Genomic DNA, 16,877 nt, shown 5'->3' with positions numbered 1-16,877 from the left:
CCCGACCGACAGGACATAGTCGACCGTTCGGCCGGGCGCCACGCTCAAGAAGGCGGCGGCCGACCGCCACACAGGCACTATGTCCTGTCGGTCGGGACACCCATCCGGTCGCCGAGCAGTCGCTGACTGCCGATCACGGACAGGAGCTCGAGCCGCTCGGCGCTCACACTGCCCGGAGCGGCGGTGAAAACCAGCAACGTCTGCTGCTGTTCCAAGTCGTCGAGCAGCTGGCAGTGCAACTCGAGCCCGCCGACCACCGGGTGCACAAACCTCTTGATGCCGTGCCGGATCCCCACCTCGTGCACTTCCCACAGCCGGCGGAACTCCGCGCTCTCGTCGAGCAGCGCGCGAACGAGCCGGCCCGCCGGCGATCTCTCTCCGTCGACGGCGTACGCGGACCGCAGCGACGCCACCAGGACCCGGCTGTGCTGGGCGCGCACCGCTTCATCGGCGTACAGATCCCGGCCACCCTCGGTCAGGAACCACCGGTAGACGCCGCTTCGCTCGTGTCCCTCGAAGTTCGTCAGCTCACCCTCGAAGGCCACGTCCGCAGGCGTCTGCAGCAACGTCTCGCCAAGCCGGTTGAACACCTGGGCGGGGGTGTCTGCCAGCCGGTCCATGATCCGCTGCAGCCCCGGGCTGACGTGGTCGCCGCCTGCTGTTCGTGGCGGAACTCCGTGCCTGGCCAGCAGATACAGGTGGTCCCGCTCATCCAGTGTCAGCCGCAGGGCGCGAGCGATCGCCGCCAGTATCTCCGTCGACGGCTGGGGACCGCGCCCGCCCTCGAGCCGACCATAGTAGTCCGTGGACATGACGGCCAGGGCCGCGACCTCCTCGCGGCGCAACCCCGGCGTCCGCCGCCTACGCCCGCGAGGCAGCCCGACATCCTCGGGCTGCAACGCCTCGCGACGCTTGCGCAGGAAGTCCGACAGTTCCTCGTAGTCCATGAACCCATTCTTCAGCAGTTCGCCGCGTTAGCCATGGTTCGCCGAGCAGTGGCTGAGCGGGGCCTGGTTGCCCGCTCAGCTCCGGCCAAAGCTGGAGCCATGAAAACGACAGGGAACACGATCTTCATCACCGGCGGTACTTCGGGTCTCGGGCTGGGCCTGGCGTTGTGCTGGCGCGAGGCCGGCAACAAGGTGATCATCGGCGGCCGTCGCAAGGAGCTGCTGGACCAGATCGCGGTCGAGCACCCGGGCATCGACACCGTCGTCCTCGACGTCGACGACCCCGCGTCGATCCAGGCAGCCTTCGACGACGTCACCACCCGATACCCCGACCTGAACGCCGTCATGACGATGTCCGGAATCATGCAGCCCGAGAACCTGCTGGACCCGGAGCACCTGAAGACGGCCGAGGCGATCATCACCACGAACCTGCTCGGCACGATCCGTACGGTCACCCAGTTCGTGCCGTTCCTCGCGGACAAGCCGGACGCCGCGATCCTGACGGTGTCATCGGGTCTGGCGTACGTGCCGCTCGCGATCACGCCGACGTACAACGCGACGAAGGCGGCCATCCACAGCTACACCCAGAGCCTGCGGATCCAGTTGACCGGCACCGGCATCCAGGTCATCGAAGTGATCCCGCCCGCCGTCCAAACCGCCCTGATGAACCAGGAGAACGACGACCGCGCGATGCCCCTCGACGAGTACCTCACCGAGACGATGAGTCTGCTCGCGGACCACCCCGACGCAGGCGAGATCGCCGTCCAGCGAGTCGGCGTCCTGCGCGATGCCGAACGCGAGAACCGCTACGAGCAGACGCTCGCAATGCTCAACTCACACTGATCAATCCGCGAGCGCCTGCTCTATCCGCTCGACCTTGGCGGTGAGCTGGCCGGTGTAGCCGGGGCGGATGTCTGCCTTCAAGACCAGGCCGACGCGAGGTGAGACGGCGGTGACAACCTCGACGGCCTGTTTCACCACCGCCATCACCTCGTCCCACTCCCCCTCGATGTTGGTGAACATCGCGTTGGTCTCGTTCGGCAGCCCGGAGGCGCGAACGACGCGGATCGCCTCGGCGACCGCCTCGCTCACGCCACCGGTCTCGTCCCCGGCAGCCGGGCTGATGCTGAATGCAACGATCATGCGTCCAGCTTGCCAGGCCGGTCTCAGACGTCGTCCTGCACCAGCTTGCCGGCGGCCTCTTCCTCGGCCCGGCGCTCGGCGCCGCTGGTGGTCAGCAGCGCCTTCTCCTTGATGAAGAGAACGGCGAGCAGAGCCAGCACCGCGAACGGCACCGACATCATGAACAGGTCCGCCGTTGCAGCGCCGTACGCGTTCTCGACCGCCACCCGCGCCTGCTCCGGCAGTTCCGCCACATTCGGCACCGCACTGCTGCCACCCGACGCCCCACCCGGGTTCAAGGTCTCGGTGACCTTGTTCGCCAGGATCGCCCCGAGCACGCTGACCCCGATGGTTCCACCCATACTGCGGAAGAAGCTCACCGCCGACGTCGCCGCACCCAGCTCCCGAGCCGGTACGTCGTTCTGCGCGGCCAGCACCAGGTTCTGCATCACCAGACCGATGCCAACACCGAGCACGATCATGAAGGCCCACAGCATGTACTTCGACGTGTGCGCGTCGATCGTGCCGAACAGGGCCAGCCCGATCGGCAGCAGAATGCTCCCGACCACCAGGTAGATCTTCCACTTGCCGTACTTCGTGATCAGCCCACCCGCGATCGTGGAGGCGACCATCATGCCCAGGATCATCGGCAGGCTCATCAGCCCGGCCTTGGTCGGCGAGTAGCCCTGCGCGATCTGGAAGTACTGCGCCAGGAACACCGAGCCACCGAACATCGCCACCCCGACCAGCGCGCTGGCGACGATGGACAGGGTCACCGTGCGGTTGCGGAACAGGTCCATCGGGATGATCGGCTCAGGGTGCCGCCGCTCGACCAGAACCGCGGCCACCAGCGCCGCCAGGGCCACCGCGACCAGTACGAAGCTCCAACCGGAAGCCCACTCGAACTTGCTCCCGGCAAACGAAGACCAGACCAGCAGCGTGCTCACCCCGGCGGTGATCAGGAACGCACCCCACCAGTCGATGTTCACCTCGCGGCGTACGGTCGGCAGCTTCAGCGTGCGCTGCAGCAGGACGATCGCCGCGAGCACGAACGGCACGCCGACCAGGAAGCAGGCCCGCCAGCCCAGCGGCGAGTCGACCAGGAAGCCACCGAGCAACGGTCCACCGACGGTCGCCGACGCGAAGATCGCGCCGAAGATGCCGGAGTACCGGCCGAGCTCGCGCGGCGGGATGATCGCCGCCATCACGATCTGCACCAGCGCGGTCAGGCCACCGGCGCCGAGCCCCTGCAGGACCCGGCTGCCCAGCAGTACTTCGATGTTCGGGGCGAGCCCGGCCACGACCGAGCCGACCACGAAGAAGCCCAGCGACAACTGGACCAGCAGCTTGTTGTTGTAGAGGTCGGCCAGCTTGCCCCACAACGGCACCGTGGCCGTCATCGCGAGCAGCTCCAGGGTGACGACCCAGGTGTAGGACGACTGGCTGGCACCCAGGTCGTGGATGATCCGCGGCAGCGCGGTCGACACCACGGTGCCCGCCAGGATGGCGACGAACATCCCCATCATCAGGCCGGAGATCGCCTGCACGGTCTGCCGCGGCGTGAGCTGGGCGATCGGAGCGGCCTCATCTTCAGCCGGAACCGGCGTGGGCGAAGAGGTCGTTGTCATGCTTGACCTTTCTGGTCGGTACTGAACCTCGCCCCGAGCGGAGCGAGGGGGATCCTCAGCGCGGTGAGGGATGAGTGTCGGGCTGGTGGTAGGCGGGATCGAGGCCGTCGGCGATCAGGCTGAACGCCTCGTCGACCAGTGCACCCAGCGGACGGTCCGAGCCCGCCTTGCGCTGCTCCATCGCGACCTTGACGGCCATCGTGGTGGCCCCGACGATCAGCGCCGGCCGGGGCGATCCGGTCGGCTCCCCCATCCGCTCGGCCAGCGCCGCGGCGAGTTCGCGCTCGTCCTCGGCACCGAGCACCACGAACTGGGTCAGCAGGGTCGGCGACTGCATGATCAGCCCGATCCGCTGGGAGATGGGCGTCTCGTGGTGCTCCAGCTCGTCGATCACGTGCGCGACGATCAGCCGCATCGTGGTGAGCGGCGACTCGCCGTCGGGCGCCTCGCGCACCCGGCGCAATGCCAGCGCCAGGTCATCCGGGTCGCGACCGAGAATGGCGTGTTCCTTGTGCGAGAAGTAGTTGAAGAAGGTCCGCACCGAGACGTCGGCGGCCTCGCTGATCTCCTCGACCGTGACGTTGTCCGGTCCCTTCTCGACCGCCAGCCGGAGCGCGGCCGCCATCAGCGCGTCGCGCGTCTCGCGCTTCTTGCGCTCCCGCCGGCCGGGTGCCACGGCGCCGTCCTCGATCTGCATCACGCCTCCACGATAGACAAACTTGCAGTGAGTGCAACTTATTATTACTGCAACTTTGCAGACCTGCACGATGGGGCAGGTGACGCTGCTCACTCGGATAGTTACATCGAGCAGTCGGGCCGCTACGGTGCGTCGATGACCGCCTTAATCGAGACTGACCCGTCCGTTATGTCCCGGCGCCGGTTCACCGGCCTGGCAGCCTTCACCTCCGCGGCCACCCTCAGCCTCACCCAGATCGGCACGGCCCGCGCGGCCGGCCGGCGCGACTTCGTCCCAGCCGTGGTGATCGGCACCGGCTACGGTTCCGCCGTCACCGCGCTCCGGCTCGGCGAGGCCGGCATCACCACGACGATGCTGGAGATGGGCCGGCTGTGGAACAAGCCCGGCAAGGACGGCAAGATCTTCTGCTCGACCCTCACCCCGGACTCCCGCTCGATGTGGTTCAACCGCCGCACCAAAGCGCCACTGGACACCTTCCTCTGGCTCAACGTGGTCAACCGCGACATCGGTACGCCGTACGCCGGTGTGCTCGACCGGATCGACTTCCCCAACATGGGCGTGTACGTCGGACGCGGCGTCGGCGGTGGCTCCCTGGTCAACGGCGGGATGGCGCCGACACCACGCCGCTCGTACTTCGAACAGGTGCTGCCGCAGGTCAACGCTGACCAGATGTACAAGCGCTACTTCCCACTCGCCAACCGGATGCTCGGCGTCACCACGATCGACCCTCGCTATCTCGAGAGAACACCCGTCTACCGCTACGCCCGGGTGTCCCGCCGGCATGCGCACCAGGCCGGATTCAAGACGACCGTGATCCCCAACGTCTACGATTTCCGTTACCTGCAATGCGAAGAGCGCCGCGAGGTACCCCGGTCCGCACTGGCGGGCGAAGTGATCTACGGCAACAACCACGGCAAGCAGAGCCTCGACAAGACCTATCTGGCCGACGCGGTCGGCACCGGCAAGGTGACGATCCAGACCCTCACCCGGGTCACGGCGATCCGGCAGGACCGCTCCGGCTACGTGCTCACGCTCGAGAAGATCGATGCCTCAGGCAAGCTCCTTCAACGGAGCGAGCTCGGTTGCCGGTACCTCTTTCTCGGCGCCGGCAGCGTCGGCACCACCGAGCTGTTGCTCAGGGCCCGTGAAACTGATGCCCTTCCCAACCTTTCCGAGTCGATCGGCACCGGCTGGGGAACGAACGGCAACGTGATGACATCCCGGGCCAACCACCTGTGGGATCCGACCGGTCTGCTCCAGTCGACCATCCCGACCCTTGCCATCGACAACTGGAACGACCCGGTCCATCCGGCCTTCGCGGAGATCGCACCGTTGCCGATCGGGCTGGAGACCTGGGCGAGCCTCTACCTGGCGATCACCGTCAACCCCGAGCGCGGCCGGTTCAGCTACAACGCCGCCAAGGATCGCGCCGACCTCAACTGGGGAGCCCGGCAGAGCAACCCGTCCATCGCCTCCGCCCGGGCGCTGTTCGACAAGATCAACCGCGTGACCGGTACGACGTACCGGCGGGATCTGTTCAGCGGGAACCGGGAGTTCGCGGCCGACTTCTGTTACCACCCGCTCGGTGGTTGCGTGCTGGGCAAGGCGACCGACGACTACGGCCGGGCGCGCGGCTACCGCAATCTCTATGTCACCGACGGCTCACTCATCCCGGGCTCGATCGGCGTCAACCCCTTCGTCACCATCACAGCACTTGCCGAACGCAACATCGCGCGGGTGATCGCGACGGATCTGCGGGCCTGACCGGGGTTATACGCTCGGGCCTCATGACCTCCATCTCCGCGGATCTGGCCCCCACCGGTGTACTGCGAGCCTCGATCAACCTGGGCAATCCGGTCCTCGCGCAGGGCACCCCGGACGAGCCGGCCGGCATCACGGTCGACCTCGCCCGGGAGATCGCGGCGCGGCTCGGCGTACCGGTGGAGTTTCTCTGCTTCGACGCGGCGCGCAAGTCGTTCGAGGCGATGGTCGAAGGACGTGCGGACCTCTGCTTCCTGGCGATCGATCCCGCCCGGGAGGCCGAGGTCGCCTTCACGGCGCCGTACGTCGAGATCGAGGGCGTGTACGCCGTACCGACGGACTCGGCGCTGACCACGGTCGGCGAGGTGGACAGTCCCGGGGTCCGGATCGGGGTGAAGCAGGGTTCGGCGTACGACCTGTTCCTGACCCGCACGCTGGAGAACGCGACGGTTGTCCGCGGTTCCGAAGGCGTCGACGTGTTCCTCGCCGAAGGGCTGGAAGCGGCGGCGGGGATCCGGCAGCCGATCACGGCGTTCGCCTCGACACAGGCCGGCATCCGGGTGATCGACGAGCGCTTCATGCAGATCCAGCAAGCGGTCGGCACGACGAAGAACCGGCAGCCCGAAACCGTACGGTTCCTCAGCGAACTGGTCGAGGAACTGAAGGCCAATGGCTTCGTTGCCGAGTCCCTCCAACGCGCCGGCCAGTCCGACGCTACGGTCGCACCTTAGGAATCCAGGCCGGCACCGACTTGCGGTACTCGTCGTACTGCGAGCCGTAGCGACGCCGGAGTACGGGCTCTTCGTACCAACGGACGAAGGACGCCATCACTGCCCACGCCAAGACCGCATAGCCGAACAGCCAAGCATCGAGGAAGAGCAGGGCCTGACCGAGTACGGCCGCCACCACCCCGACGTACATGGGATTGCGGACAAAGCGGTAGTCGCCGCCGATCACCAGTTGCTCCGTCGGCGCGATCGGAGCCGGGGTGCCGCGGCCTTCGCGCACGAAGCGGACGAAGGCACGCAGCAGGATCACCACGCCGCCGATGATCAGCAGCAACGCCGGCCAGAACTTCACGTCGGACCAGCCGTTGATCCACCACGGGATCACGCCCGCGACCACGCAGGGCGCGGCGAAGAAGAACGCCGTACTGCCGAGCGCTGCCTTAACCATCGGCGAGCCTCGCGATCACGCGATCGGACAGCTCACAGAAGGTCTTGAGCTCGGCCGGACTGAGGTCGCCGAACCACCCGGCGACGGCCGCATGGTCGCCGACGTCTCGTTGCTTCCAGAAGTCCGCACTGTGATTTGTTGCCGAGAGCAACTTGCGGCGTTTGTCAGCCGGGTCCGGCTCGACTCGGAGGAGATCCTTGCGGACCAGGGCCGCGACGATCTGCGCGACATTCTGATGGGTGCTGCCCAGTGCCGCCGCTGCCTCGGCCAGCGACGGCTTGCCCGCGGCAACCACGACGGTGATCAGTGCGGCCTGCTGGGTGGTCAACCCGTCCTCGCGCAACCGCTCGTCCATCGCGTAGCGCAGCCGCTGGGCCAGTGTGAGCGTAGTCCGGAAGGCACGGATCGACGGCTCCAGCGCCGAGTCCGGCCCGATCCCGAGCAGTTCCTCGGTCTTGCTCCCTGGTGACATAGGCAATATATTACCTATCACTGTCGAAGGGGGCAAGATCGTGATCTGCTTACTGCCGCACTGCGCCTACCTGTCCGAGACATCCCGGATGCTGGAGCTCCACCGAGCCCTGACCGAGCTCGGCCTCCCGGTCCGCGTCGCCATCCACGGTGGCCCGCACGAACGCCTCCTGGCCGGCCTCCCGTACGACGTACTGGGTCCTGGCCTGTCGTCAGCCAGAGCGGCGCGTTTCGTCGGTTCGGCCGTCGGGCTGGGCGATCCACGGCAGAGCATGTACGACGATGACGAACTCCGGTCCTACGTGCAGGCGGAAGCGGAGTACTTCAGAGCGCACGGCATCACGGTCGCGGTCACCGGCTTCACGCTCACCACGCTCCTGTCGTCACGGCTGGCCGGAGTGCGGGTGGTGACCGAACACGCAGGCAGCTTCGTGCCGCCGGTCTTCGAGAGACGGTTGCTCCCGGCACCGACTTATCCGGTGGATCCGCGCTTGAGGCGCGCGCCCAAATGGCTCAGCCGATTCCTCATCAACCGGACCTCCAACCGCACGACGGCGTACTGCGGCGGCTTCAACCGCGTGGCCGAATCGCTAGGAATAGAAGGCGTTCCCAGCCTGTCGGCGCTCCTGCTCGGCGATCTCTCACTGGTACCTGAAGTCCCCGAAGTACTGGGAATCTCAGCCGCCGACCTCGCCACCTGGACTCCCGAGGGCAGGGTCGGCTACCGCCCCGGCTCGCGACTCACCGCCGTCGGCCCACTCTTCGCGCACCTCGACCTACCGCTGCCGGACCGAGTCCGGAAGTTCCTCAACCACCCCGGCCCGACCATCTACCTGGCCATGACGTCAACGCCATCCACCCAGGTCCGCGCCGCGATCACCGCACTCAGCACCCTCGACACCCGCATCCTCGTCGCCGGCACCATCCACGACCTCACCGACCTGGGCACCGACCGCATCCTGATCGAAGGCACTCTCCCCAGCCACCTCGTCATGCCCCAGGTCGACCTGGCCATCACCACCGGCGGCCAAGGCAGCACCCAGACAGCCATGGCCGCCGGCACCCCACTCCTCGGCATCCCGCTCCACATCGAACAAGACCTCAACATCGCCCTCCTCGAACGCCTCGGCGCGGCTCGGCGGGCGGCACCCACTGACAACCTCGCCACCATCGCGGCCCAGATGCTCGACAACCCGAGCCACCGCGAGTCCGCAGTACAGATCCAAAAGCTGTACGCCGCCGCCGACGGCCCCGCCGAAGCCGCCCACGCGATCGCCGGCGTGGCCGGCGTCCGCTGAGTAGTGCCTGCCGCTCCGGTCGAACGCGGCACCACCTCGGCGGCGTACAGCTTCGTGCGGTTCTCCGGCGGCGCGGTCGCGCCATGGCTGGCCAGCAAGCTCGGCGAGGAGATCAACCTGCAACTCCCCTTCTACGTCGGCGCCTTCGCGGTCGTGCTTGCTGTCGGAGTACTGGCCACCGGCTGGAAGCCTCTCCCACCTGCGCACTCCCACCGCGCACTCCGAGGCCGAGGCCGCGGCCCTCACCACGGCCGACGCCTGAGTGGTCTACCGCGCTTCGCAGATATCGATTTCCACCGCGGCGGCCAGCATCTAGGCTGCTGAGGTATGACGAGAGCTGACTGGCCAGGTCTGCGGTCCTACACCGGCGACAACCTGCGACGGATCGCCCTTCCGCTGGGAGGCATCGGGACCGGCACAGTCAGCCTCGGCGGCCGGGGCAATCTCCGCGACTGGGAGATCGTCAACCGGCCCGCCAAAGGCTTCCACCCCGGTACTGCGTTCTTCGCCGTCCGCACCGAGACGCCCGACGGCACCGTCACCACCCGCGCAGCCGAAGGACCACTGGACCTCAGCGAGTACGAGGGCGCCCATGGCAGCGCCGCCCAGAACCACGGCCTGCCCCGCTTTCGCCAGGCAGCTTTCGAAGCCGCGTATCCCTTCGGTCAGGTGATCCTCTCCGACCCGGATGTCCCGATCGGCGTTCAGGTGCAGGGCTTCAACCCGCTAGTCCCCACGGACGTCGAGGCGAGCTCGTGGCCGATCGCCGTACTCCGCTTCGAGGTCACCAACCGGACGGCTGAGCCACTCCGGGTGGCATTGGCCGGCTCCCTGCAGAACTTCATCGGCCGCGACGGCACTGCAGATGTTGCTGCGGGCAATGGGAATGTTGTTGCCGAGGGCGACCGACTGAGCGGGGTACTGCTTCGGAGTAGCGGAGTCGATCCAGCCGCTGAGCAATGGGGATCGATAGCTTTGGCGATCCTGGACGGCCAGGACGTCAGCCGCCGTACAGGCTGGTCGGACCGGACCTGGGGTGACAGCCTGCTCGACTTCTGGGACGACTTCAGCGCCGACGGCCGGCTCGACGAACGAGTCAGTACCTCGGCGACACCCAACGCCTCCGTCGCCGACCTGCGAACCATCGCGGCCGGCGCCACCGAGTCGTTCACCTTCTTGCTGGGCTGGCATTTCCCGAACCGTCTCGCCTGGGAGAATGACGTTGTCGTCGGCAACCACTACACGACACTGTCGGCTGATGCTTGGGATGCGCTGACCCGTTTCGCTCCCCAGCTGGCGGATCTCGAAGCTCGCACTCTTGCCTTCGTCAACGACTTCCTTGATAGCGATCTGCCGGCCCAGGTCAAGGAGGCTGCGCTCTTCAACCTGAGCACCCTGCGAAGCCAGACCGTCTTCCGTACGCCGGATGGCAGGTTCTTCGGTTGGGAAGGATGCTCCGATCATGTCGGCAGCTGCTTCGGCAGTTGCACTCACGTCTGGAACTACGAACAGGCCACGCCGTACCTGTTCGGTTCGCTGGCCCGGTCGTTGCGAGAGGTCGAGTTCGCCCATGCCACCGACTCGGATGGCCTGATGAGCTTCCGGGTCGGCCTGCCGCTATCGACCGCCGCTACGGATTGGCGAGTGGCCGCGGCGGACGGTCAGCTCGGTTGTCTGGTCAAGCTGTACCTCGACTGGCGGCTGAGCGGCGATGACGAGTTGCTGCGGTCGCTTTGGCCGGCGGCTCGACGCGCGCTTGAGTTTTGCTGGATCCCCGGCGGCTGGGATGCGGATCGCGACGGCGTGATGGAGGGCTGCCAGCACAACACGATGGACGTCGAGTACTACGGCCCGAATCCGCAGATGCAGTCGTGGTACCTCGCCGCCCTGCGCGCCTGCGAGGAGATGGCGCGCTATCTCGGCGAAGACTCGCTGGCCAAGGACTGTCGCCGGTTGTTCGAGCATGGCAGCGCCTGGATGGGTTCACAGCTGTTCAACGGCGAGTACTTCCGGCACGAGATCCGCCCACCCTTGTCAGCCGACGACATCGCCGACGGCCTCCGCGAACGAATGGGCGCCGCCGACCCGACCAAGCCCGAACTCCAGCTGGGCGATGGTTGCCTCATCGACCAATTGGTCGGGCAGCATGTCGCGCACATCGCGCAGCTCGGTCACCTTCACGACCCAGCGCAGGTGACCACGACGCTGCGCAGCATCCTGAAACACAACGGCCGCAGCGGCTTCCACGACCACTTCAACCACATGCGCAGCTACGTCCTTGGCGACGAGTCTGCGGTCCTGATGTGCAGCTACCCCCGCGGCAACCGGCCCGAGCGGCCGTTTCCGTACTTCGCTGAGGTGATGACCGGCTTCGAACACATCCTCGCCGTCGGCCTGATCTCCGAAGGGTTGGTCGAGGAGGGTCTTCAGGTCATCGCCGATGTTCGGGCGCGGTATGACGGCGCGCGGCGCAATCCGTTCGATGAGGCGGAGTGCGGGCATCACTACGCGCGGGCGATGGCGAGCTGGGGTGCGGTCGTCGCGTTGAGTGGCTTTGACTATGACGGGCGCAGCGGGGTGATGCGCTTCGCGCCGCAGTACGGGTCGAGGCGTCACTTCTGGTCGACGGGGGATGCCTTTGGAACTCTTGTTATCGACGACGGGGTGGTGTTGACGGTTCGCGATGGGGCGGTCCGGATCACTAAACTGCAGCTGCCCGACCGGACGCCGATCCGACTGGATGGCTCCACGCTGCGGGCCGGCGCTGTCTTGCGACTGTCCTGAAACACGTCCGCCGCAACGCTCGCACGCCTGCTCCGCGCCGTCGACTGCATCGCTGGTGTCACAGCTGGCGCTAACGCGTGCGACCGGACGTAGAGAGCCGAGCCAGGCTCGCATCCTCATCGGGCGCATCGTCCTCGGCGCACATCCTCCTCGGCGCGCACATCCTCCTCGGCGCACATCCTTCTCGGCGGGCGCATCCCCCAGCAGGCACAGCCTCAGCCCGGCACATCGGCGGCAGCGGCCGCCGACAGTGTGGCTAACCCCCTTTCGCGGGGTTCACCCCCTGGCAGAACAAGAGGCCAACCCCCATACGAGGGGCTAACCACACCAACGGTGCCGACCGCCCAGCCGGCGCGTCCCCGGACGGAACTGCCTCGGCGTGCACCAGCAGACACGATCTCAGCCCGGTACGCCCGGCGGCAGCCGTCGCCGACTGCGGGGTTAACCCCAAAGCCGGTTAGTTAAGCGGTTCCGGGACGGTGTTTCGCCGAGGTCGGCCCGCCGCAGGGCCGGAAGGTGCGGACGGCTGTGCACGCACGACCCGGCGCCGATGCCCCGACACGCCGAGGGAAGCGTTTGCTGACCGGAGCTGGGTATGCGCTGGCGCCCGGCCCCCGCCAGGGCGGGCGGGGCGAGCACCCGTCCAGGCGGGTACGCCGGGTTGCGGGGTGCCGATGGCCGGTTCCGGTGCCGATGGCGCGCTGTAGCCGGCTATTGGTCGGATCAGGCGCTATCGACCAGACCGCGAGCGCCGCGTGGCCGGCCAGCACGCCGCTCCGCACCGCGCGGGACTCGGCCACCACCCAGATGTCCTTGACGAAGTGACACTCCACCTAACTAACCGGCTTTGGGGTTCCCCCCTTCGCCGGGGTTCACCCCCTGGCAGAACAGGAGGCCAACCCCCATACGAGGGATTAACCACATCGATGGCGCCAGTCGGCCTCAGCCGGCGCGTTCGCGGCGCGGGTGTGGGCGGGCTCGCGACGCCGGCTCCGCTTCACTACGCCGGGCTGCATCGCTGCTGGTAGCTGGCGCTGTCCTGCGTTCCCGGCATGAGGGGAGGTGGGTGAATGGGTGGAGTAGGGCTCGGACGCCTGCTCCGCTTCGCTACGCCGGCTGCATCGCTGGCGATGCGTCGGGCCAAGGAGTTGGCTGGGCGGCTTGATAGTGCCGCGACGCCTGGGGCGATGCTGGATATCGTCGAGGCCGCGCTCGTGGATCAGTTGAGGCCGGTGGCTGGGCTTGGGCTGGTGCGGGATACGAGCAGCCAGATCGTTCGGAGTGCAGGCAGCCTTTCGATCGCGAGGTTGACTGAGAAGGCTGGTGTCAGCACCACGCATCTCGCTAAATCCCGGCATCCATCGCCGGGCGAATGTAGTCGGGCCCGCCCCGGATGCCGGGCTATCGCGCGAAACACGCGATCAGCGGCGGGCGACGTCGTACTCGCCTCGCCCACCGCCGCTCTCTCCAGCGATGCACCCGGCGCAGCGCCAGCTTTTACCCGCGATGCAGCTGGCGTAGCGTAGCGGAGCAGGCGTCGCGAGCCCACCCNCCCCNCCCAGCCATACCAAACAGTATGGTACGGTCTCCATCATGGTGACGAAGACCGACTGGCTCGACGCCGGCCTGAAGGTACTGGCCGACGAAGGCTCCCTCGCGCTCACGATTGAGCGGCTGACGACCGAGCTAGGGCTGAGCAAGGGCTCCTACTACCACCACTTCAAAGGCACCGGCGGCTTCCGAACCGCTCTCCTCGAGCACTTCGAAGGGAAGTTCACCACCCGCCTCATCGACGCCGTCGAGCGGCGCCCCGAGGCCGACGCCTCGACCAAGCTGACCGAGCTGATGAACCTCGTCCTAGCCGACCCCGACAGCGTTCGGCTAGAGATCGCAGTACGCGCCTGGGCCCTACAGGACCCCGAAGCCCGGGCCGCACAAGAGCGCGTAGACCACGCCAGAACCGCCTATTTACAAGCGCTTTGCCGCGGCATCGGCTCAGTCAAGGAGCCGGATCACCTGGCCAAGCTCCTCTATCTGATCCTGATCGGCGCCGAGCAGATCGTCCCACCAGTGCCCGCGGCCGAGTTGCGCGCGCTCTACGGAACCACCCTGAGCCTCGCGACCGGCGCACCGTTCCTCATCTAGAAGGAGCCCCGATGCCGACCCACACCGACCTCCCCGAACTGGCCGATCTGCTCCCGACCTCCGACGTCATCGATGTAAAGACAGTGCCTGCCGGGTCCGTGACCCTGCGCGAATTCGTCGCCGGCGCGCTTGGCAGTGGCTCGGTCGCAAGCAGAGCCCTGTTCGCGATCCGGGTCCCGCTGGCACGCCTGCTGCGGTTGGACACGGCGGGGATGCCCGACAAGACGAGACTCCGGCCCGAGGATGTCAGCTTCACACCGGGCGACCCGCTCTCCTTCTTCACGGTGCATCGCGGCGAGGAAGACCACTACCTGTTGCTGAAGGTCGTCGACAACCATCTGGTCGCCTACCTCGCGATCATCGTCGACGAGTCCGGACCGGAGCGGAGGTTCAAGGTCGTCACGCTCGTGCGGTACCTGCGCAAGGCAGGACGCGTGTACTTCGAACTGATCCGGCCGTTCCACCACGTGGTCGTCCGGTTCATGTGCCGATCGGGTCTGCGCAGGTCATTCCCGCCCGCCTAGCAAGGAGATCGGGCGGGTCCGGGTCGCGGTCCAGGCCGTTCCGGCGGCGGTCGCGCCGACTACGACGAGCGAGCCGCCGAGGATGAGCCCGATGAGGCGCCAGGGGATCGCGACCACGATGACGCCGTAGGTGTTCGCAGTACCGGAGGCGACGCCGGCGAGTGCTGCGGCTGCCACTACACAGCCGAGCAGTACGCCGATCAGGACGACGGTCAGCGACTCGATCAGCGCCACCACGATCACCTGGGCCCTGGTCAGCCCGGCCATCCTGGCAAGCGCGAACTCGCGTCGCCGGTCCGCCGACGCCATCACGATCGCGTTCACCACGGCGACCGCGGCGTAGACGCCGGCCAAGCCCATCAGTACGGCGAAGATGCCCGTGTTGCCACGTTGCTGTGCCGCCCCGCGACCTTCTGCCCAGTCGGCGATGGACTGGACGGTACCGTCCATCCGGCCGGCGACAACTGCCGGATCGATGCCATCGGCAACCTTCACCAGCGTTTCGGTTCGCCCATCCGGCGTCAGCGCGCGGGGTACGAAGAAGTTGTCGCCGACATCGAGTGTCTCGGGGAGGATCGCGACCACCTTCAGCTTGACCGGTCGCGAATTGATGGTTGCTGCTAGCACCGATCCGAGTTTGTAGCCCTCGGCACTCATTCCCGGTCCGATCGCGATCGTACGGCCGGTCAGTCGATCCAGCGAGCCCTTGCGCGGGCGCAACTTGTGGGTGCGTTGCCAAGCGGCCGGGTCGATGCCGATCGCTTCGGAGTACACGGTGTGGCCCTTGCGCCGGACGGTGATCGGCACGCTGATCTGCGGTGAGGCGACCTCGATGTCGGGTGCTGGAGCGACCGGGCCACCGACTACGAGGTCAGCCGTGACGAGTTGGCGCTGCTCTTCGCCGACGGCTTTGGCCAGCGAGCCGAAGGTTCCCCACAGGCCGACCAGGAGTCCGACCAGCACGATCAGCGGAGCCGCGGTCGCCGCGCTACGCCGTACGGCGTGCAGGACGTTGGAGCGTGCGAGGTCGGCCACCAGGCTGCCGCGCAGGACGAGCGCAGGGAGGCGGCCGACCCACGGTACGGCGATCGGACTCAGCTGGCTCAGCGCGACGGAACCGCTGACCATCACCAGCAACGCGATCATCATCCCCGCAACGAGATCAGCCGCAGCCTGGGCGGTGATGACGAGCAGGACGGTGAAGCCTGCGGACGACAGCCCCCAGAACCAGCGCCAGCCGGTCATCACCGGTTGCGTCCCGGGCAGATCCGACAACGCCTCCAACGCGGTGATCCGCGACGCTCGCCAAGCGGCTGCCAGTACTCCGCTCAGCGCGGTGGTGACGCCGACGACCGCGGCGGCGTACAGCGAACCGCTGTCCCAGGGAGCGTGGAACCACGGTGGCAGCATGTCCAATGAAATAAGGAGTTTCGACTGCGCATAGGTGCCAAGGAATCCGATCGGGATGCCGGCCGCAGTCCCCAGTACGCCCAGCAGCAGCGCCTCGCAAAGCAGCATCAGCCGGAGGCTCCCGCGCTGCGCCCCGACCAACCGAAGCAACGCAAGCTCGCGCCGCCGCAGCACCACGGTGAACCCGAAGGTCGTACTGACGATGAAAACCGTCAGGAAGACCGCAAGCATCACCGTCATCCCCAGCAACGTCGCGGCGCCGGCGTACCCCTCCCGAATACGAGCCCGCTCGATCCCCGAAAGCCCATCCGGCAACTGCGGCCGATCGGTCGCCGCCATCACCTGCAACGCGGACTGCACCAGCGCCACTCCCAGCGCCACCGCAACCACAGCCCCGGCGAACAACTGCCACCGCTCCCGCAACCCACCCACAGACAACCTCAGCATGCCCCCAACCCAACCGCCCCAACTCCGCCCACACCCTCCCCCCGACGCCCAACCGAGGTAGCGCCAGCACTACCCCCAGACCAGCCGACCAGTCGCCCCACCGCTCCCCATCCCGCGCCCTCCCCCGACCTTGTGCACGACGTGAGCGAATTTGCCGCAGCGGAACGCTCACGCCGTGCCCAAAGTGGGGGGCGCGCAGTGCGCTGAGCCCGCCGGGTCGCCCGAGTCGCCGGTCGCCGGACCGCCGGAGGCGGCGGAGGCGGCGGAGGCGGCGGAGGCGGCGGAGGCGGCGGAGGCGGCGGAAAGTGGCGGCGGGCGGCGGAGGCGGAGGCGGCGGAGGCGGCGGAGGCGGAGGCGGCGGAGGCGGAGGCGGCGGAGGCGGAAAGTGGCGGGGATCTCGTCCACACCCTTGCCTGCCGCGATCCGCTTGCTCAACGCGGGATCGCCGACCGATCGCAGGTCGCGGG

At 67.5% G+C, this 16,877-nt stretch carries 16 protein-coding genes; 8 read left to right on the top strand and 8 right to left on the bottom strand.

Going from position 1 to position 16,877, the window contains the following annotated elements:
- Nucleotides 1-77: 77 nt before the first annotated feature.
- Nucleotides 78-947 carry a helix-turn-helix transcriptional regulator gene (locus A3ES_RS0116385; RefSeq protein WP_020387922.1) on the bottom strand — a complete coding sequence of 290 codons (870 nt, stop codon included), beginning with the start codon at nucleotides 945-947 and terminating at the stop codon, nucleotides 78-80.
- Nucleotides 948-1,046: 99 nt separating this feature from the next.
- Here A3ES_RS0116385 and A3ES_RS0116380 point away from each other — a divergent pair, with 99 nt between their 5' ends.
- The gene (locus tag A3ES_RS0116380) at nucleotides 1,047-1,790 is read left to right on the top strand and encodes an SDR family oxidoreductase (RefSeq protein WP_020387921.1); all 744 of its coding nucleotides are present in this window, start codon (nucleotides 1,047-1,049) and stop codon (nucleotides 1,788-1,790) included.
- Here the strand turns inward: A3ES_RS0116380 and A3ES_RS0116375 are convergent, their stop codons facing one another.
- From A3ES_RS0116375 to A3ES_RS0116365, 3 genes are read right to left on the bottom strand one after another with little or no spacing between them, the layout of a single operon-like run.
- Nucleotides 1,791-2,090 (bottom strand): thiamine-binding protein, encoded by a 300-nt coding sequence (locus A3ES_RS0116375; protein WP_020387920.1) that lies wholly within the window; start codon nucleotides 2,088-2,090, stop codon nucleotides 1,791-1,793.
- A 23-nt stretch (nucleotides 2,091-2,113) separates the two neighbouring features.
- On the bottom strand, nucleotides 2,114-3,697 hold the full coding sequence (locus tag A3ES_RS0116370) for an MDR family MFS transporter (RefSeq protein ID WP_020387919.1): 1,584 nt from the start codon (nucleotides 3,695-3,697) through the stop codon (nucleotides 2,114-2,116).
- A 55-nt stretch (nucleotides 3,698-3,752) separates the two neighbouring features.
- Nucleotides 3,753-4,394 carry a TetR/AcrR family transcriptional regulator gene (locus A3ES_RS0116365; protein ID WP_020387918.1) on the bottom strand — a complete coding sequence of 214 codons (642 nt, stop codon included), beginning with the start codon at nucleotides 4,392-4,394 and terminating at the stop codon, nucleotides 3,753-3,755.
- Nucleotides 4,395-4,529: 135 nt separating this feature from the next.
- Here A3ES_RS0116365 and A3ES_RS0116360 point away from each other — a divergent pair, with 135 nt between their 5' ends.
- A complete protein-coding gene (locus A3ES_RS0116360) occupies nucleotides 4,530-6,158 on the top strand; it encodes a GMC oxidoreductase (protein WP_157630559.1) in 1,629 nt (542 codons plus the stop codon).
- A gap of 23 nt (nucleotides 6,159-6,181) precedes the next feature.
- Nucleotides 6,182-6,886, top strand: coding sequence for a transporter substrate-binding domain-containing protein (locus A3ES_RS0116355; RefSeq protein ID WP_020387916.1), 705 nt, complete (start codon nucleotides 6,182-6,184; stop codon nucleotides 6,884-6,886).
- Here the strand turns inward: A3ES_RS0116355 and A3ES_RS0116350 are convergent.
- Nucleotides 6,870-7,331, bottom strand: a complete 462-nt coding sequence (locus tag A3ES_RS0116350; RefSeq protein WP_020387915.1) for a methyltransferase family protein — start codon at nucleotides 7,329-7,331, stop codon at nucleotides 6,870-6,872. The genes A3ES_RS0116355 and A3ES_RS0116350 overlap by 17 nt on opposite strands.
- A complete protein-coding gene (locus A3ES_RS0116345; RefSeq protein ID WP_020387914.1) occupies nucleotides 7,324-7,803 on the bottom strand; it encodes a MarR family winged helix-turn-helix transcriptional regulator in 480 nt (159 codons plus the stop codon). The genes A3ES_RS0116350 and A3ES_RS0116345 overlap by 8 nt, the downstream gene beginning before the upstream one ends.
- 40 nt (nucleotides 7,804-7,843) lie before the next feature.
- Here A3ES_RS0116345 and A3ES_RS0116340 point away from each other — a divergent pair, with 40 nt between their 5' ends.
- The 5 genes from A3ES_RS0116340 to A3ES_RS0116320 all read left to right on the top strand — a co-directional run bounded on the left by A3ES_RS0116340 (nucleotide 7,844) and on the right by A3ES_RS0116320 (nucleotide 14,553).
- The gene (locus A3ES_RS0116340) at nucleotides 7,844-9,100 is read left to right on the top strand and encodes a glycosyltransferase (protein ID WP_020387913.1); all 1,257 of its coding nucleotides are present in this window, start codon (nucleotides 7,844-7,846) and stop codon (nucleotides 9,098-9,100) included.
- 3 nt (nucleotides 9,101-9,103) lie between these two features.
- Nucleotides 9,104-9,424 carry a hypothetical protein gene (locus A3ES_RS55500; RefSeq protein WP_026162917.1) on the top strand — a complete coding sequence of 107 codons (321 nt, stop codon included), beginning with the start codon at nucleotides 9,104-9,106 and terminating at the stop codon, nucleotides 9,422-9,424.
- A 3-nt stretch (nucleotides 9,425-9,427) separates the two neighbouring features.
- Nucleotides 9,428-11,884, top strand: a complete 2,457-nt coding sequence (locus A3ES_RS0116330) for a GH116 family glycosyl-hydrolase (protein ID WP_020387912.1) — start codon at nucleotides 9,428-9,430, stop codon at nucleotides 11,882-11,884.
- A gap of 1,593 nt (nucleotides 11,885-13,477) precedes the next feature.
- Complete coding sequence (locus A3ES_RS0116325) at nucleotides 13,478-14,029, top strand: TetR/AcrR family transcriptional regulator (RefSeq protein ID WP_020387911.1); 552 nt, start codon at nucleotides 13,478-13,480, stop codon at nucleotides 14,027-14,029.
- Nucleotides 14,030-14,040: 11 nt separating this feature from the next.
- Nucleotides 14,041-14,553: a DUF2867 domain-containing protein gene (locus tag A3ES_RS0116320; RefSeq protein WP_020387910.1), complete on the top strand. Its 513-nt coding sequence runs from the start codon at nucleotides 14,041-14,043 to the stop codon at nucleotides 14,551-14,553.
- Here A3ES_RS0116320 and A3ES_RS0116315 read toward each other — a convergent pair.
- Together A3ES_RS0116315 and A3ES_RS55050 are read right to left on the bottom strand one after the other, a co-directional pair.
- On the bottom strand, nucleotides 14,536-16,410 hold the full coding sequence (locus A3ES_RS0116315; RefSeq protein WP_026162915.1) for an FtsX-like permease family protein: 1,875 nt from the start codon (nucleotides 16,408-16,410) through the stop codon (nucleotides 14,536-14,538). The genes A3ES_RS0116320 and A3ES_RS0116315 overlap by 18 nt on opposite strands.
- Before the next feature lie 168 nt (nucleotides 16,411-16,578).
- Nucleotides 16,579-16,877 (bottom strand): hypothetical protein (locus A3ES_RS55050; RefSeq protein WP_040454843.1); only part of this gene is annotated, 299 nt, incomplete at its 5' end.

This window comes from Kribbella catacumbae DSM 19601 (genome assembly GCF_000372465.1).
GTDB classification, from domain to species: Bacteria; Actinomycetota; Actinomycetes; order Propionibacteriales; family Kribbellaceae; genus Kribbella; species Kribbella catacumbae.
The sequence above is the reverse complement of the archived record's forward strand: the minus strand, read 5'-3'. Positions and strand labels throughout refer to the sequence as shown.

What these genes read in the sequence shown, in the direction of transcription:
- A3ES_RS0116385 (WP_020387922.1), bottom strand. Translation starts at nt 947, where the DNA reads ATGGACTACGAGGAACTGTCGGACTTCCTGCGCAAGCGTCGCGAGGCG.
- A3ES_RS0116380 (WP_020387921.1), top strand. Translation starts at nt 1,047, where the DNA reads ATGAAAACGACAGGGAACACGATCTTCATCACCGGCGGTACTTCGGGT.
- A3ES_RS0116375 (WP_020387920.1), bottom strand. Translation starts at nt 2,090, where the DNA reads ATGATCGTTGCATTCAGCATCAGCCCGGCTGCCGGGGACGAGACCGGT.
- A3ES_RS0116370 (WP_020387919.1), bottom strand. Translation starts at nt 3,697, where the DNA reads ATGACAACGACCTCTTCGCCCACGCCGGTTCCGGCTGAAGATGAGGCC.
- A3ES_RS0116365 (WP_020387918.1), bottom strand. Translation starts at nt 4,394, where the DNA reads ATGCAGATCGAGGACGGCGCCGTGGCACCCGGCCGGCGGGAGCGCAAG.
- A3ES_RS0116360 (WP_157630559.1), top strand. Translation starts at nt 4,530, where the DNA reads ATGACCGCCTTAATCGAGACTGACCCGTCCGTTATGTCCCGGCGCCGG.
- A3ES_RS0116355 (WP_020387916.1), top strand. Translation starts at nt 6,182, where the DNA reads ATGACCTCCATCTCCGCGGATCTGGCCCCCACCGGTGTACTGCGAGCC.
- A3ES_RS0116350 (WP_020387915.1), bottom strand. Translation starts at nt 7,331, where the DNA reads ATGGTTAAGGCAGCGCTCGGCAGTACGGCGTTCTTCTTCGCCGCGCCC.
- A3ES_RS0116345 (WP_020387914.1), bottom strand. Translation starts at nt 7,803, where the DNA reads ATGTCACCAGGGAGCAAGACCGAGGAACTGCTCGGGATCGGGCCGGAC.
- A3ES_RS0116330 (WP_020387912.1), top strand. Translation starts at nt 9,428, where the DNA reads ATGACGAGAGCTGACTGGCCAGGTCTGCGGTCCTACACCGGCGACAAC.
- A3ES_RS0116325 (WP_020387911.1), top strand. Translation starts at nt 13,478, where the DNA reads ATGGTGACGAAGACCGACTGGCTCGACGCCGGCCTGAAGGTACTGGCC.
- A3ES_RS0116320 (WP_020387910.1), top strand. Translation starts at nt 14,041, where the DNA reads ATGCCGACCCACACCGACCTCCCCGAACTGGCCGATCTGCTCCCGACC.
- A3ES_RS0116315 (WP_026162915.1), bottom strand. Translation starts at nt 16,410, where the DNA reads ATGCTGAGGTTGTCTGTGGGTGGGTTGCGGGAGCGGTGGCAGTTGTTC.